The organism is Acinetobacter sp. BSP-28 (assembly GCF_044130285.1).
Classification (GTDB): domain Bacteria; phylum Pseudomonadota; class Gammaproteobacteria; order Pseudomonadales; family Moraxellaceae; genus Acinetobacter.
In genome coordinates this window covers 44,791-60,546 of the sequence record NZ_JBIQOB010000002.1, presented here as the reverse complement: position 1 = coordinate 60,546, position 15,756 = coordinate 44,791, and the positions used below count along the sequence as shown (strand labels likewise).

The following is a 15,756-nucleotide window of genomic DNA, read 5'->3' as shown; positions in this document are numbered from 1 at the left end:
TCCCTGCTGTCCTAGGCCTGATTCATCAGAATCACAGCACCAGTCACCAACAAGTTGACCAACGCCAATGGCAAACAAATTTTCCAACCAAAGTTCATCACCTGATCGTAACGTGGACGCATTAACGAACCACGAGCCAAGACAAACATCATCACAAAGAATGCTGTTTTGATAATGAACCAGAATACTGGTGGAATAAATGGAATTTCTAAGTTGAATGGCGCTAACCAGCCACCGAAGAATAAAGTAACGATCAATGCTGAAATAAGAACCACGTTGACGTATTCCGCAACGAAGAACATACCCCATTTCATACCGCCGTATTCGACGTGATAACCTTCGGCCAATTCTTGCTCAGCTTCCGGTTGGTCAAATGGATGACGGTGAGTTACTGCAACACCTGCAACGATAAAGATCAGGAAACCTAAGAATTGTGGAATCACAAACCATACATCACGTTGTGCTTCAACAATTTCACGCATGTTGAATGAGCCGGCAATTGCCACCACACCCATCAGCGAGATACCCAGGAACACTTCATAAGAAATGGTTTGAGCTGCAGAACGTAGACCACCCAATAACGCATATTTGTTATTTGAAGACCAGCCACCGAATAACACTGCATATACCGCGATACCAGCCATTGCCATAAAGAACAACAGGCCGATGCTCATGTCTGCTACGCCCATTGTTGGACTTACAGGAATCACCATGAACGAAAGTACCGCAGTTGCCATGGCAACTGCAGGTGCTAAACGGAAAGTCAATTTGTCAGCAAACTTAGGCGTCCAGTCTTCCTTGAACATGATTTTCAGCATGTCGGCAACGATCTGGAACATCCCCCCGGGACCAACACGGTTTGGACCGTAACGGTCTTGCCATAATGCAAGTAAACGACGTTCGATGAATGACATCAACGCAGCGACAAGCACCACTACAAGCAAGATCACAATCGCTTGAATCACAGAATAAGCGATTGGCCAGTTCTCAGCCCATAGCGGTGTTTGACGTATAATTTCTTGATTCATGAATTACACTCCTACCGCGACGGATACAGGCTCTGCAAGTGAAACCGTTGGTGCAAGACCAATTGGATAACCGATATAACCCGTAGGTAAATATTCAATCACTTGAACTGGAAGGCTAATAGTTGCCTCACCTGCTTTCACAGTAATTTTTTGACCATCTTGAACGTTTAGACGTGCAGCATCTTGTTCACCAACTGCAAACATGGCAGCAGGAATACGTGATTCCATGGCCGGAGTTTTCACAGTAAATTCACCAGAAGCGAAGATATGATGCATTGGCACTAAACGGAAGCTTTCAGCATTTGCAAGTACCGGTGCCGGAGCAACGAAAGTACGTACAGGACGTTTAGCCAAACGATCAAATAAACGAATACCTGAATCACCGCCTTTGAGGTGGCCACCCACGTTATCCTGGAATTTGTTCCAGGCTTGTGGAGAGTTCCAGCCTGCAGACCATGCAAATGGAACCAGTGAAGATGGGGTTTCATTACCCACATAACCTTCCATAGAGAACGTTAATGCAGAATCGACATCGATTGGCTGTTTAGGCTCATGAACAGACAATGGTGCACGCATAGAGGTACGACCTGAATAACGACGTGGTTCACGTGCAATCTTCAAGCCATGGATACGGTAACCCGCATCTGGTGCAACATCCTGAATTGCTTCAAGTGCTGGAACATTTTTCGCAACCGATTCGATCACATCATCAAGCAAGGTCCAGGAAATCGCTTTGCCTTTCACACCAGTTTCAATGGCATGTAACCAGCGCCAAGATTCTTTGATCGCAAGTTCAGGTTTGTAGTAGCTAGGGTCATACACCTGGTAGAAACGTTGTGCACGGCCTTCTTGCGATACCACAGTACCATCACCTTCCGCGAAGCTTGCAGCAGAAAGCACGATATCCGCTTTCTTCACAGTTTCAGTTTCAGAGTGATCCAAAACAATCACGTCTTTGCCTGAAAGTGCAGCATTGACTTGTGCAGCTGGTAAACGACGGTAAAGGTCATTTTCCACAATCACTACAGTGTCGTAATCTTGCGCAAATGCTTGCTCAAGGCTGTTACCACCGAAGATTGCCAAGCCCATCGAGTTCACTTCAGGAACAGTCAATGTTAAGCCAGCATTACCCAGGTTCTGTGCCACTTGTGCAGCAGCTTCCATGATGGCAGCGTCTTGCAAGCTTGTACCAGAGATGATCAATGGTTTTTTCGCCGCTTTTAAGGTATCAGCAATGGTTTGAGCAAATGCTTTTGCATCGTCATCAAGACCAGTAACCGCCTCACCTGCAACTGCCGCAGCAACCGCAAAGCCTAAACGAGCAATATCATTTGGAGAAGCAACCACTTCACCTGTAGCAACGTCCGCTAAACGCGTTTGAGTCGCAGCAAGAATGAAGATTGGAGATTTTGCATCCTGACCAATACGTTGTACCGGTTCAGCCAACCATTCTTGGGTACGGCGTTCTGCCGCCATTTCTTTGGCTTTGTTTTTCGCAGCCTGGCGAACAGACAATGCCATACGTGGTGCAGTTTGCGTTAAGTCTTCACCTAAGATCAACACTGCATCATAGCTTTCGATTTCACGCATGGTCGGGTTATAAACACCCTCGGTTTGCATGATCGATGCAGCCAATTCAACCAGGCTTTGCTCTTTTTGTGCCATACCGGTTGAGTAGTTGTCTTGACCCACAAGCTCACGAAGCGCGAAGTTGGTTTCAAGCGATGCACGTGGTGAACCAATACCGAGAACTTTTTTGCCTTGGATTTTTTCAATCACAGTATCAAGTGCTGTATCAACTGAAACAGTCGTTACATTCGCACCATCACGGAATTGTGGCTGACGTGGACGGTCTGCACGGTTCACATAACCTGTACCAAAACGACCTTTGTCACAAAGGAAATATTGGTTAACGTCACCATTGAAACGGTTTTCCACGCGACGAAGCTCGCCATAACGTTCACCCGGAGAGATGTTACAGCCTGAAGAACAGCCTTGGCATACGCTTGGCGCATACTGCATGTCCCACTTACGGTTATAGCGTTCTGAGTGAGTTTTGTCGGTGAATACACCTGTTGGACAAACTTCAGTCAGGTTACCCGAGAATTCAGACTCTAAAGTGCCTGATTCTGGACGACCAAAGTAAACACGTGATGCGTTAGCATACACGCCGAAGTCTGTACCGCCAGCATAGTCTTTGTAGTAACGCACACAACGGTAACACGCGATACAACGGTTCATTTCGTGCGAAATGAATGAGCCAAGCTCCTGGTTGTAATGTGTACGTTTGGTGAAACGGTAACGACGACGGTCGTGCTGAGTCATGACTGTCATATCTTGTAAATGACAGTGACCACCTTCTTCACACACAGGACAATCATGTGGGTGGTTGGTCATTAAAAACTCAACAATCGAAGCACGGAAGTCAGTCGCTTCTTTGTCTTCAATCGAGATATAGGTGTTGTCAGCCGCTGGCGTCATACATGACATGACTAAACGACCACGCGTATCTTCTGGATTCGCGTATTGAGTCACAGCACATTGACGGCAAGAACCGACAGAACCTAAGGATGGATGCCAACAAAAGTACGGAATATCAATACCCAAAGACAAACATGCTTGTAGCAAGTTCTCTGAGCCATTGACTTCGTACGATTTGCCATCGACATGAATTGTAGCCATAGTCGAATTCCTTAAGCTTGTTCTACGTTGCTAACTTGAGCTGCGGCATTGACTACCTTCGCTTCAAATTCGCCACGGAAATGTTTGAGTGCGCCCATAAGCGGCTCCATTGCACCTGGAGCGTGGGCACAGAAAGTCTTACCAATCCAAAGCTTACGAGTCAGTTCTTGTAAGTGATCGATATCTTCTTTCTTACCTGTACCATCTTCCAGTGCTTTCAGCGCTTTCACAGCCCAAGGTAAGCCATCACGACAAGGTGTACAGAAACCACATGATTCGCGTGCAAAGAACTCTTCTAAGTTACGCGTTGCTGAAACCATACATTGGGTTTCATCAACCACCATGAGCAGACAGGTACCCAAACGCGAACCAGCTTTCATGATGCTTTCTGCATCCATCGGCAGGTCAATGTGCTCTGCTGCCAGGAAGTCAGTCGATGCACCACCTGGTAACCACGCTTTCAGTTTAAGACCGTCACGCATACCACCGGCATGCTCTTCAATCACTTCGCGCGCAGTGGTACCGAATGGCAGTTCCCAAAGACCTGGGAATTTCACCTTACCCGATGCACCGTAGATTTTGGTACCTGGATCTTTTGATTTGCCTTCAGACAAACCAACGTACCACTCAGGACCACGCAGCATAATCGCTGGTAAGTTGTTGTAGGTCTCTACGTTGTTGACAATCGTAGGACGACCCCAAGCACCTGCAACTTGCGGGAATGGCGGCTTAGTACGTGGATTGGCACGGCGACCTTCAAGCGAGTTAATCAATGCAGTTTCTTCACCGCAAATATAACGACCCGCACCGGTATGCACGTGTAAATCAAAGTTCCAGCCTGTACCGAGGATGTTTTCACCCAGGTAACCTTTGGCACGGATTTGCTCTAATGCTTCATTTAAGTACTGAGCCGCTTCGATGTATTCACCACGGATGAAGATATAACCTTGAGTTGCTTCAAGCGTATAGCCTGCAATCAACATGCCTTCGATCAATTGATGTGGAAGCTGTTCCATCAACAAACGGTCTTTAAAGGTACCCGGTTCCATCTCATCGGCATTACAGATCAGGTAACGAGGACCGCCATCATTTGGCGCCATCAATGACCATTTAATCCCTGCTGGGAAACCTGCACCACCACGACCTTTTACAGTCGCAGCTTTAATCACTTCAAGAACTTCTTTCGGTTGCATGCCGAGGGCTTTTTTAAAGCCAGCATAACCTTCAAGTGCTTCGTAATCATCAGCACTACGAACATGTTCCTGTTTGCTCAAACGCCATGTTAATGGGTGAGTTTCTGGGTTACCGTCGCCATAAATTGGTTTTGGTTCAGTATTCATACATACTTCTCCAATAACTGTTTAATTGAAGTCACTTCAACCAAACCATGCGTGTCTTGATCAATCATCAGGGTTGGACCTTTGTCACAGTTACCCAAACAGCAGATTGGCAATAAAGTGAAACGACCATCTGCAGTTGTTTGACCAAACTGGATACCCAATTCACGCTGGAATGCTTCTGCCAAAGTTTCCGCACCCATCAAGAAACATGCGATTGAATCACATAATAAAATTACGTGACGACCGACCGGTTGACGGTAAATACGGTTATAGAACGTCGCAACACCTTCAAGATCTGCAACACTCATGCTTAACAGTTGAGCAATTGCATTCATTTGTGCGTCATCAACCCAACCATTACGGCGTTGTACACACTTCAGCGCATCTAAACATGCAGCACGTGGGTACGGATAGTGACCAATGTGATGTTCAATTTCATGGATTTCGTCAACAGTCAAAATCCCTTCAACATTCACACGTGGTTTTTTATCAGTCAAAATCATCATAATGCGTTTACCCCTTAGCGATCCACGTCAGCCATTACGACGTCAATTGTCGCTAAATAAATGATTAAGTCAGATACAAGACTGCCATTAATCACAGAAGGCATTTGCTGTAAGTGCGTGAAAGTTGGTGTACGAATACGGGTACGGTAACTCATGGTTGACTTGTCTGAAGTCAAGTAATAGTTAGACGCACCTTTTACCACTTCCGCCATTACAGATGCTTCACCTGCAGGCATTACAGGACCCCATGACACGCTCAAGAAGTGCGTAATCAAGGTTTCAATATCTTGCAATGTCTTGTCTTTTGGTGGTGGAACAGCCAGTGGATGGTCTGCTTTGTACGCACCAGACGGCATGTTGTCTAAGCACTGTTTGATGATTTTCAGTGATTGTTCGATTTCACGGAAGTGAACGATGACACGAGCATAAGCATCGCCTTCATATTCAACCGGTACGTCGAAGTCGTAGTTTTCATAACCGCTATAAGGACGGTATTTACGTACGTCGAAGTCAATACCTGTTGCACGTAGACCTGTACCTGTTACACCCCAAGCCAATGCTGATTTTGCATCGTACTGAGCCACATTACGGGTACGACCCACAAACACAGAGTTTTTCAGTGCTGCAGTGTAGTACTCATTCATACGCTTCGGCATCCAGTCGAGGATTTCGCGAATGAGGTGTTGCCAGTTGTTTGGAAGATCGTGTGCAGTACCGCCAATACGGAACCATGCCGGGTGCATACGGTAACCGGTAATTGCTTCGATGGCGTCATAGATTTTTTGACGGTCAGCGAACATATAGAATACTGGGGTCATACCGCCGGCATCCTGAATTGCAGTACCGATATACAACAAGTGGTTATTGATACGGAACAATTCAGACATCATGACACGGATACATTGCGCACGGTCAGGAACAGTGATTCCTGCAAGTTGCTCCACACCCATTACATAAGGCATGTTTTGCGCACAACCACCCAGGTAGTCAACACGGTCTGTGTACGGAATGAATGAATGCCAGGTTTGACGCTCAGCCATCTTTTCCACACCACGGTGGTGATAACCGATATCAGGCACACAGTCTTTTACTTCTTCGCCGTCCAGCTGCAAGATCACACGGAACGCACCGTGCGCAGATGGATGGTTAGGACCCAAGTTCAGGAACATAAAGTCTTCATCGGCGTTACCGCGTTTTAGACCCCAGTCTTCAGGAACGAAACGAAGGTGTTCCTGTTCAAAGTCCTGCTTCGCCTGGTTCTGCATATACGGTGTATATTCAGTGGCACGTGCAGAATATTCTTTACGTAGCGGGTGACCTTCCCAATAGGTTGGCAACAAGATACGACGGAGCATTGGATGCCCTTCGAAATTGATCCCGAACATATCGTAAGCTTCGCGTTCGTACCAGTTGGCATTTGGCCAAATGTTGGTTGCTGTTGGAATGTTTACATCATTTTCAGACAACGCAACTTTAATACGAATATCCGTATTACGTTCAAGCGACAACAAGTGATAGAACACAGTGAAGTCAGACGCGGGTAAACCGTCGCGGTGCGTACGTAAACGCTCATCTACCGCAGACAAGTCGAACAGCATCACGTAAGGACGTGACACTGTGCGCAAGAACATTAAAACTTCTTGTACACGTGCGCGCTCAACCCAGACTGTTGGAAAGTCTTCAAAAGTCGTTTGCACATAGAAGTTCTCACCAAATTTGGTTTTGAGCTCTTCTATAATTGCAAATGCTGGGCGTGAATCAACTGGAGTTGATTCTGGCATAGCAATGTCAGTTTCAGCCATTAGCTTGGCTTCCTATTTAATACAAATTCAGTCAATCTAAACGACAATTACACCCAGACCGGGTGCATCAATATTTTGTCGCTCAGATTATTTAATTTCATCCATAGAGCGTAAGTTTTTCACTGCAATACGTTCAGCATTCTTACGGTCACGTTCTGGCTGCATCTTTGGCTTATACACTGGCTGAAGATCATCACCAATAACCGCTGAAAGTGGACGGCGCTCTAATTGAATTTGGTCTTGTAACAACATTAAGGCTTGCAATAATGCTTCAGGACGTGGCGGGCAACCCGGGATGTACACATCGACAGGAATGATTTTATCCACACCCTGTACAACTGAATAAATGTCGTACATACCGCCAGAGTTTGCACAAGCACCCATTGAAATCACCCATTTAGGCTCTAACATTTGCTCGTATAGACGCTGGATTACAGGTGCCATTTTCACGAAGCAGGTCCCTGCAACGATCATTAAGTCTGCCTGACGTGGTGAAGCACGAATAACCTCGGCACCGAAACGTGACATATCATGCACACCGGTCAAGGTGGTTGCATATTCTACGTAACAGCAAGATGTACCAAAGTTAAAGGGCCATACAGAGTTTTTACGGCCCCAGTTTACAGCTGTATGCATTACATCCTCTAAACGAGTCATGAACACATTTTTATTCACTTCTTCTTCAAGCGGATCGGTAACGATTTGACGCTCTTGAAGTGGATATTGATCAGCATCCGGATTCGCACGGGTTAATGTATATTTCATTCCCGGGTTACTCCTTACTAGATGATGTAGTCGCAGATTTTTTCACACGACCAGATGATTGAGCTGGAATTTGACCTGTAGGATCAACAACCAACTCTTCAATAGAATTGAAGCGCGTAATGTCGGCAAGGTTCATATTTGGTGAACCAATTTTCGATTTCATAACTGCTGCTTTAAGACGATCGGTTGGTGCCCAGTTTAATGCCCCTACAGCAATGGCATAAATCAAAGCAATCAATAAATCGACCACAAAAATAACAACAGTGGTAAAACCGAACCACCCTACTTCACGAACCGATGTAGCCCATGCGTAGAGATACAGTGCTTCCAGGTCAAATACCACAAAGAAAATAGCAACCAAGTAGAATTTTGCAGATAAGCGGATGCGTGCTCCACCAGCACCTACCACACCTGACTCAAATTGCTCTTGCTTTGCACGGCCCCATGATTTACCCCCAAGGAGTAAAGGAACTGTGAGCATAAAGACACAAAGAAATGTAACGCCGATCACGAAGGCAATAATTGCCCAATCGTATGGAGTAATGGCACTCATGCGGGGATAACTCCTGGCAGGCCTAATTTATTAACAAAGAATGTATGTATTGGCCTTCAAATACACCAAACACAAAATTAATCCCGCCAATTGTACCTGATTTATGATTTCACTTGCTAGCTTATAAGCCTTAGTCTTTTGGATGATTTTTTATTCATTTCAGCATTGAACTTGCATTTATTCTCTTGCTACAGAGCATTAATCGCTTTATTAAATAAAGATTATTATCTTTATGAGTTTTTCTCACATTAAGATTTTTTACGCAATTTGGTGTGTCTATTTTCAAACTCAAAACCGGATTTTGATTAAATACGCTCTTGATTAAAAAATAATGACAACATTAACTTTTGCCTAAACTCGCGATCCCAGCGCTTTATTTGTTCAATATTCAGCTCCACTCCAACTTTTTACCTACCTATCAACAAACTTCATTTTTTCATTCTTGTGGCTTTTTTGCAAAACCTTGACACAGCTTTCAACGTTTATGGTATTTGTATTTAAAACTCTAAAAGTGAACATACAGGAGAAATAATAATGAATTTAGAATATACCCATGAATCGGAATATTTCTTTTTTGCCCAACTGCTAGTGCGTCATGTGGAACGATATATTGAGAAACACCCAGATGCACGTGATGCTATTTTTGATCTGCGTGATATTTATGATCTTTTCCGTCAGGACTTTGCTTCTGCAACCACCAATCTAGAGGCTATTTTAAACGTTGCTGATGAATACAAGGTCGAAACATTAAATGGGGACCAGAAGTTAATTAGCCATTATGCAGTTGACCCAAAAAACAATTCTTTACTGCTAGATTTCAACGCAGATGCACTCGCCAGCTTAAAACAGGGAAAAAGATTGATTGAACCGGATGCCACCAGTCATGAATGAATCGTAAAAAAGCACCAGTTTCGGTGCTTTTTATTCTTTCTTGTTATTTAAAATTCTGTCTGTATAGCGTCATCCGACTTGAGGATATTGGCTTTCTTTTTTGCTTTATTGAAGCGCTTTACAGGCCACGACATGGTGAAACGCGCCCCACCCAGTGCTGGACTCTCATCTACCTCAATGGTTCCACCAAACCAGTAGGCAATACGGCTAACAATCGACAATCCCAAACCATATCCTCCTGAAGCACGGGTACGGCTATCATCCAAACGGGCAAAGGCCTCAAAGATGCGCTGACGCTCTTCTTCCGGCACACCAGCCCCATCATCCTCAACCCGAACGTAGGCCAGCCCTTCGTCATTAATACCACCACTGACAATTACCTTGTGATCACAGTAACGAACTGCATTGCCGACCAGATTTTGTACCACACGATGCAAGTAACGCCGCTCGGCATCAACCAACACACTAATAGGCGGAGCTTTTAGCTCAATTTCTTTTTGTGTTTTCAGTGCTTCGGTTTCAATCACCACCTGATCCAGCACTTCAAACAGCACGATTTTTTCAAAGTCTAAAGAAGGTGTACCCTGCTCCAGCTTGGCATAAGTCATGATTTCATCAATCAAGGTATTGAGTGCTTCAATATCCTTGTCAATCTGCTCAACCTGCTGTAAACGATACTCATAGTCATCTTCTTCCGCCAGCATCTCCATACCAAAACGAATACGCGCCACTGGTGTCCGCAGTTCATGCGAAACAGCACGCATCAGCTCGCGCTGTGCTTCAATCAAACGCTGAATGTGATCAGACATGCTGTTGTAATTGATCGCCAGACTGGCCATTTCATCGGTACCATCGACCGGTAAACGCAAGGTCATGTCACCAGACTTCATGCGATGCAAGGCGTAATTGACTTCACGTAAGCGACGCTGCATCGGCACCAGCAATCCATACACCCCAAGACTTAACACAAACAGGCTCAGTAAGGTAATACCTGCAGCCAACTGGAAAGGCATCCAGTTAAATAAAGGCACCGGACCTAGAACCAGCACCTCGGAAGGTGAACTTGGCATAGGTGAAACAATTGAAATCGTCGTTCCACGTACCGAGGCATTGTCACGGTACAGAATAATACTGTGATCCAGGCGAAGTCGGCCGATTTGTTCAGAATCGAGTGGAAGGTTCTGAACTTTTTCAATGGCAATGGGATAAGAAAAATGCGATTTAATTTTGGCAAGATATTCTTTTTCTTGACCAGGGTAATACACCAGATAATCCAGAATAAAAATAGGTAACGCTTTCATCTGGCGCTCGCCTATTTTATTCACTTTCACATAGAGCAAATGCTGAGGATCATTTTTCAAGCCAATAATGATATAGGCGATGGAATTTTCAGCATCATAACGAACTGCTGCTTTACGTTCTTCAATCCGTTTTCTCTCGGTACGAGATAAATCTACCTTAGCTGCATCGACATAGTAAATCGGCAGTTCAAGCAAATCAGAAGCATCAGAAATCCAGTCTTTTTTCTGCTGCTCATTCGGCTGTCGGGCAATACCCTCACTAATGATATAAGAAATACCATCGGTCAAAGATTCACGATATTCTTGCGCACGCTGGTAATTGATGATTTGTACCAACAGGTAGCCAAATAAGGCAACCAAGGCGACTAAAATCACCAACCCCGCATAAATGCGCAAGAATATACTGTGTTTAAACACGAAGTTGTCCTATAAAATTAGCGGGCAGAAATTAAAGACCGGTTTCTTTAACGAACAAATAACCCTTACTGCGTACCGTTTTAATACGTTTTGGATTTTCAGGATCATCGCCAATTTTTGGACGGATACGCGAGATACGCACATCAATTGAACGATCCTGACCGTCATATTCAATACCGCGCAGACGCTCAAAAATATCTTCACGAGAAAGAATTCGACCCGCATTTGAAGCCAATAACCATAACAGGTCATATTCAGCGCTGGTAAAGTCTACCAACTCGCCATTCAAGGTGACTGATCGGCCACCATTATCGATCACCAGATCATCAAATTCTATGCGTTGAGCCACTTCATCTTCAGGAGCCTTGTCGGTACGGCGTAATAATGCACGAATACGGGCAAGCAATACACGCGGTTGAACCGGTTTGGCGACGTAGTCATCTGCACCCATTTCCAGACCTAAAACCTGGTCCATATCTTCGGTACGTGCGGTCAACATCAAAATCGGTTGATGATAATGTGGACGTACTTCACGACAAATGGTTAAACCATCCGCACCCGGCAACATAACATCAAGCACCACTAAATCTGGTTGTTCAGCAATGATACGGCGGATTGCACGATTACCATCAGGTTCTACCCCAACTTCTAATCCATTACGAATCAGGTATTCTTGAGTCAAACGCGCAAGACGTTCATCGTCTTCAACAATTAAAATTTTAGGTAACTTTTCTTCTTGGCTCATAAAATGCCCCTTTATATTGGATTAAGGTATCCTTAAAAATCCGTTGGATACGCTTTAATATATTCAGCAATATACACACGTTTACATTGTAAACAAGATGCTGTTCACCAAACTGATACATCAAAGTAGCATTTTGTTATATTTTTTTTAAACATTGAATTTATTGGATTTTTCATTTTTTAGTGATTTTTAGGCTATTTATAGAAATATCTAGTTACAAAATGTCTGTTTTTTGATCCTTCTTGCTATTTGCACAGTTTCTGACTAGTTAATCAATTTCTTTTAAGTTATCCACAATGTTATCTATAAGCACATTTTTTTAGCTTTGCTATGCTATGCCCTTGTCCAATAAGGCTTCTACAAGAAACATAAAAAAAGGGATGTTTTTGCAAAGGATCATTGCAGAGTTCAATCAAAAATTTTAAAGAAATGTCAATATTGATCTACCCTGAATTTTCCCGTATCTTGTGCTTATTCCGATTTTAAACCACTAGTTCTTGTGTTTAATCATCAAACACTGAGATGAAATTTCATCCAGTTCAAATGGTCCGCACATATAAAACAATAGATGACAATGGAGCTATGCCACAATGAGCGTAATCACTTCAACTCCTGGTCAACTTCAGGTGATTAAACGCACCGGTGATGTTGCCACTTTTGACGCAGAAAAAATTTCTGTAGCGATTGGTAAAGCTTTTTTGGCTGTAGAAGGCCAGCAAAGTGCTGATTCTAGCCGTATTCATGACCGTATCGAGCAACTGACCGAGATGGTAATGAACACGTTTAACCGTCGTTTACCGTCAGGCGGCACGATTCATATTGAAGAAATTCAAGACCAGGTTGAACTTGCGCTTATGCGTACAGGTGAACAAAAAGTTGCACGTGCGTATGTCATCTACCGCGAACAACGCTCTGAAGCACGCAAACAGACTGGCGCTCATCACCACCCTACTTTACAGGTAACGACTGCTAATGGTCAGCTTAAGCCGCTTGACCTGGGTGCACTAGAAGCACATGTGGCAAAAGCTGCTGAAGGTTTGGAAGGTATTGACGTTAAGGCCATTGTCGATGAAACCGTAAAAAACCTATATAACGGCGTAAAAGAGTCTGACATCTCAACGACCATGATGATGGCGACGCGTACTCGTATTGAACAAGAACCTAACTATACTTATGTCACTGCTCGCCTGCTTCGCGACAACTTGGTGGCAACCGGTTTAGAGTTCTTGGGCTTAGGCAAAGACACTTTAGAGAGTGATGCTTTAGAAACATTCCTGAAAAAAGGTGTAGAGCTTGATCTGTTATCTGCAGATCTTCTTGACTTTGATCTGGCAAAATTGGCAGCGGCGATTCAACCAGAACGCTCTAACCAGTTTACTTACTTAGGTCTGCAAACCTTATTTGACCGTTACTTCATTCACTCTGACGGCGTCCGCTTTGAACTTCCGCAATTGTTCTTTATGCGTGTGTCGATGGGTCTGGCATTAAATGAAGATAACCGCGAAGAACGTGCAATCGAGTTCTATAACTTATTGTCTAGCTTCGATTACATGGCATCTACACCGACCCTGTTCAACTCTGGTACTTTACGTCCACAATTGTCGAGCTGCTACTTAACCACGATTGCCGATGACCTTTACAACATTTATGGCGCAATGCGCGATAACGCGATGCTGTCTAAATGGGCGGGCGGTTTAGGTAATGACTGGACACCAGTTCGTGCCTTGAACTCTTATATCAAAGGCACAAACGGTAAGTCACAAGGTGTTGTTCCATTCCTTAAAGTAGCCAACGATACAGCTGTTGCGGTTAACCAGGGTGGTAAGCGTAAAGGTGCGGTATGTGCGTACTTAGAAACTTGGCACTTGGACATCGAAGAATTCCTGGAACTGCGTAAGAACACGGGTGATGACCGTCGTCGTACTCACGATATGAACACAGCAAACTGGGTTCCAGACTTATTCATGCAACGTGTATTCGAAGATGCTGAATGGACACTATTCACACCTTCTGAAACGCCAGATCTTCACGATTTAACTGGTCAGGCATTCGCTGAACGTTATGCTTACTATGAAAGCATTGCCAAAGAAACCGACATGCTGCATAAGAAAGTCCGTGCCAAAGACTTGTGGCGCAAAATGCTTTCTATGTTGTTTGAAACTGGTCACCCTTGGATCACGTTCAAAGACGTATGTAACTTGCGTTCACCACAACAACACGTGGGCGTAGTGCATTCATCTAACTTGTGTACAGAAATCACGCTCAATACAAACCAAGACGAAATTGCGGTATGTAACTTAGGTTCGATCAACCTGGTACAACACGTTCAAGGTGGTGTACTAGACCGTGAAAAATTGGCGCGTACGGTTAAAACCGCAGTTCGTATGCTCGATAACGTAATCGACATCAACTACTACGCAGTACCTCAAGCGAAAAATTCGAACTTGAAACACCGTCCAGTTGGTATGGGTATCATGGGCTTCCAGGATGCTTTATATGAAATGAAACTGGCTTACGGTTCTGACGAAGCTGTAGATTTCGCTGACGAATCGATGGAAGTGATCAGCTACTACGCAATTCAGACTTCCAGCGACTTGGCGATTGAACGTGGTACTTACGAAACATTTAAAGGATCACTTTGGGATCAAGGTATCCTGCCAATCGATTCTTTAGACATCGTTGCGAAATCACGCCCAGAACGTATGTTTGAAGTTGACCGCACACAGCGTTTGGACTGGGACACTTTACGTGCCAAAGTTCAAAAAGACGGTATGCGTAACTCGAACGTAATGGCGATTGCTCCGACTGCGACTATTTCGAACATCTGTGGTGTTTCTCAGTCTATCGAACCGACATTCCAAAACCTGTATGTGAAATCTAACCTTTCTGGTGAATTCACAGTGATTAACCCGTACCTGGTACGTGCGTTAAAAGATCGCGGTCTTTGGGATTCAGTGATGGTCAACGACCTGAAACACTTCGAAGGTTCTGTACAGAAAATTTCTCGTATTCCTGAAGAGCTTAAAGCGATCTTCGCGACTGCGTTCGAAGTTGAACCACGCTGGATTGTAGATGCGGCATCACGCCGTCAAAAATGGATCGACCAAGCTCAATCTCTTAACCTTTACATCTCTGGTGCAAACGGTAAGAAACTTGACCTGACCTATAAAATGGCTTGGTTACGTGGTCTGAAGACAACTTATTACCTCCGTGCATTGGGTGCGACTTCTGCAGAGAAATCTACGATTAACACGGGTGCATTGAATGCAGTGAAACCTGCCACTGTTGCAGCGCCTGTTACTGCTGCGGTAGCGCCTGAAGTGAAAGCTGAAGCAGCTGTTGAAGACGATTTTGCTCAAGCAGCACCAGTGCCAATGGCATGTTCAATTGACAACCCTGATTGTGAGGCTTGTCAGTAATCACTGATTAAAAGCAATTTATCCGTCGAGCTAATTAATTTAATGAATTAATTAGCTCTGAAAATAGCCAATTTGGCTATCAAGGATGTTGTTAATAGTCGGAGATAGCTAAATCGCCAAAATTAACGGTGATTAAATGGACAGCTTTATAATCATATGTGTTTTAGGATTAATAGCTTTTTTAGCAACGTTGTATGCAGTGAAGTTAAAATTTTCATTTAAAGCAAATAGAGATAATTCGCAAAATATGAAAATTATAAATAACATCACTAACCATAATTACTATGGTAACCACGACAAAAAATTC

General features: G+C 44.1%; 11 protein-coding genes. 2 read left to right on the top strand and 9 right to left on the bottom strand.

The genetic code is table 11. The annotated features are described in order from the left end of the window. Positions 1–11 precede the first annotated feature (11 nt). The 7 genes from nuoH to ndhC all read right to left on the bottom strand — a co-directional run bounded on the left by nuoH (position 12) and on the right by ndhC (position 8,676). On the bottom strand, positions 12–1,028 hold the full coding sequence (gene nuoH / locus ACE01R_RS01640; protein WP_395544504.1) for an NADH-quinone oxidoreductase subunit NuoH: 1,017 nt from the start codon (positions 1,026–1,028) through the stop codon (positions 12–14). A 3-nt stretch (positions 1,029–1,031) separates the two neighbouring features. After that, positions 1,032–3,710, bottom strand: a complete 2,679-nt coding sequence (gene nuoG, locus ACE01R_RS01635; RefSeq protein ID WP_395544503.1) for an NADH-quinone oxidoreductase subunit NuoG — start codon at positions 3,708–3,710, stop codon at positions 1,032–1,034. A gap of 11 nt (positions 3,711–3,721) precedes the next feature. Beyond that, a complete protein-coding gene (gene nuoF, locus ACE01R_RS01630) occupies positions 3,722–5,050 on the bottom strand; it encodes an NADH-quinone oxidoreductase subunit NuoF (protein ID WP_395544502.1) in 1,329 nt (442 codons plus the stop codon). Further along, a complete protein-coding gene (gene nuoE / locus ACE01R_RS01625) occupies positions 5,047–5,556 on the bottom strand; it encodes an NADH-quinone oxidoreductase subunit NuoE (protein WP_313033409.1) in 510 nt (169 codons plus the stop codon). Before nuoE ends, nuoF begins: the two co-directional genes overlap by 4 nt. A gap of 14 nt (positions 5,557–5,570) precedes the next feature. After that, positions 5,571–7,358, bottom strand: a complete 1,788-nt coding sequence (nuoC, locus tag ACE01R_RS01620; protein WP_395544492.1) for an NADH-quinone oxidoreductase subunit C/D — start codon at positions 7,356–7,358, stop codon at positions 5,571–5,573. A gap of 87 nt (positions 7,359–7,445) precedes the next feature. Continuing rightward, positions 7,446–8,123 carry an NADH-quinone oxidoreductase subunit B family protein gene (locus tag ACE01R_RS01615; RefSeq protein WP_086199188.1) on the bottom strand — a complete coding sequence of 226 codons (678 nt, stop codon included), beginning with the start codon at positions 8,121–8,123 and terminating at the stop codon, positions 7,446–7,448. 7 nt (positions 8,124–8,130) lie between these two features. Beyond that, positions 8,131–8,676 carry an NADH-quinone oxidoreductase subunit A gene (ndhC, locus tag ACE01R_RS01610; protein ID WP_395544484.1) on the bottom strand — a complete coding sequence of 182 codons (546 nt, stop codon included), beginning with the start codon at positions 8,674–8,676 and terminating at the stop codon, positions 8,131–8,133. Positions 8,677–9,210: 534 nt separating this feature from the next. Here ndhC and ACE01R_RS01605 point away from each other — a divergent pair. Then, positions 9,211–9,567 carry a hypothetical protein gene (locus ACE01R_RS01605; protein WP_395544479.1) on the top strand — a complete coding sequence of 119 codons (357 nt, stop codon included), beginning with the start codon at positions 9,211–9,213 and terminating at the stop codon, positions 9,565–9,567. Between the two features lie 47 nt (positions 9,568–9,614). Here the strand turns inward: ACE01R_RS01605 and bfmS are convergent, their stop codons facing one another. Together bfmS and bfmR are read right to left on the bottom strand one after the other, a co-directional pair. Further along, positions 9,615–11,285, bottom strand: coding sequence for a sensor histidine kinase BfmS (bfmS, locus tag ACE01R_RS01600; protein ID WP_395544478.1), 1,671 nt, complete (start codon positions 11,283–11,285; stop codon positions 9,615–9,617). Positions 11,286–11,316: 31 nt separating this feature from the next. Beyond that, complete coding sequence (gene bfmR, locus ACE01R_RS01595; RefSeq protein ID WP_086196042.1) at positions 11,317–12,030, bottom strand: response regulator transcription factor BfmR; 714 nt, start codon at positions 12,028–12,030, stop codon at positions 11,317–11,319. A 590-nt stretch (positions 12,031–12,620) separates the two neighbouring features. Here bfmR and ACE01R_RS01590 point away from each other — a divergent pair. Further along, positions 12,621–15,449: a ribonucleoside-diphosphate reductase subunit alpha gene (locus tag ACE01R_RS01590; RefSeq protein WP_395544476.1), complete on the top strand. Its 2,829-nt coding sequence runs from the start codon at positions 12,621–12,623 to the stop codon at positions 15,447–15,449. Positions 15,450–15,756 lie beyond the last annotated feature (307 nt).

Coding starts and splice junctions, on each gene's coding strand:
- nuoF (WP_395544502.1), bottom strand. CDS start 5,050: ATGAATACTGAACCAAAACCAATTTATGGCGACGGTAACCCAGAAACT.
- nuoE (WP_313033409.1), bottom strand. CDS start 5,556: ATGATGATTTTGACTGATAAAAAACCACGTGTGAATGTTGAAGGGATT.
- ndhC (WP_395544484.1), bottom strand. CDS start 8,676: ATGAGTGCCATTACTCCATACGATTGGGCAATTATTGCCTTCGTGATC.
- ACE01R_RS01605 (WP_395544479.1), top strand. CDS start 9,211: ATGAATTTAGAATATACCCATGAATCGGAATATTTCTTTTTTGCCCAA.
- nuoH (WP_395544504.1), bottom strand. CDS start 1,028: ATGAATCAAGAAATTATACGTCAAACACCGCTATGGGCTGAGAACTGG.
- ACE01R_RS01590 (WP_395544476.1), top strand. CDS start 12,621: ATGAGCGTAATCACTTCAACTCCTGGTCAACTTCAGGTGATTAAACGC.
- bfmR (WP_086196042.1), bottom strand. CDS start 12,030: ATGAGCCAAGAAGAAAAGTTACCTAAAATTTTAATTGTTGAAGACGAT.
- nuoC (WP_395544492.1), bottom strand. CDS start 7,358: ATGGCTGAAACTGACATTGCTATGCCAGAATCAACTCCAGTTGATTCA.
- nuoG (WP_395544503.1), bottom strand. CDS start 3,710: ATGGCTACAATTCATGTCGATGGCAAATCGTACGAAGTCAATGGCTCA.
- ACE01R_RS01615 (WP_086199188.1), bottom strand. CDS start 8,123: ATGAAATATACATTAACCCGTGCGAATCCGGATGCTGATCAATATCCA.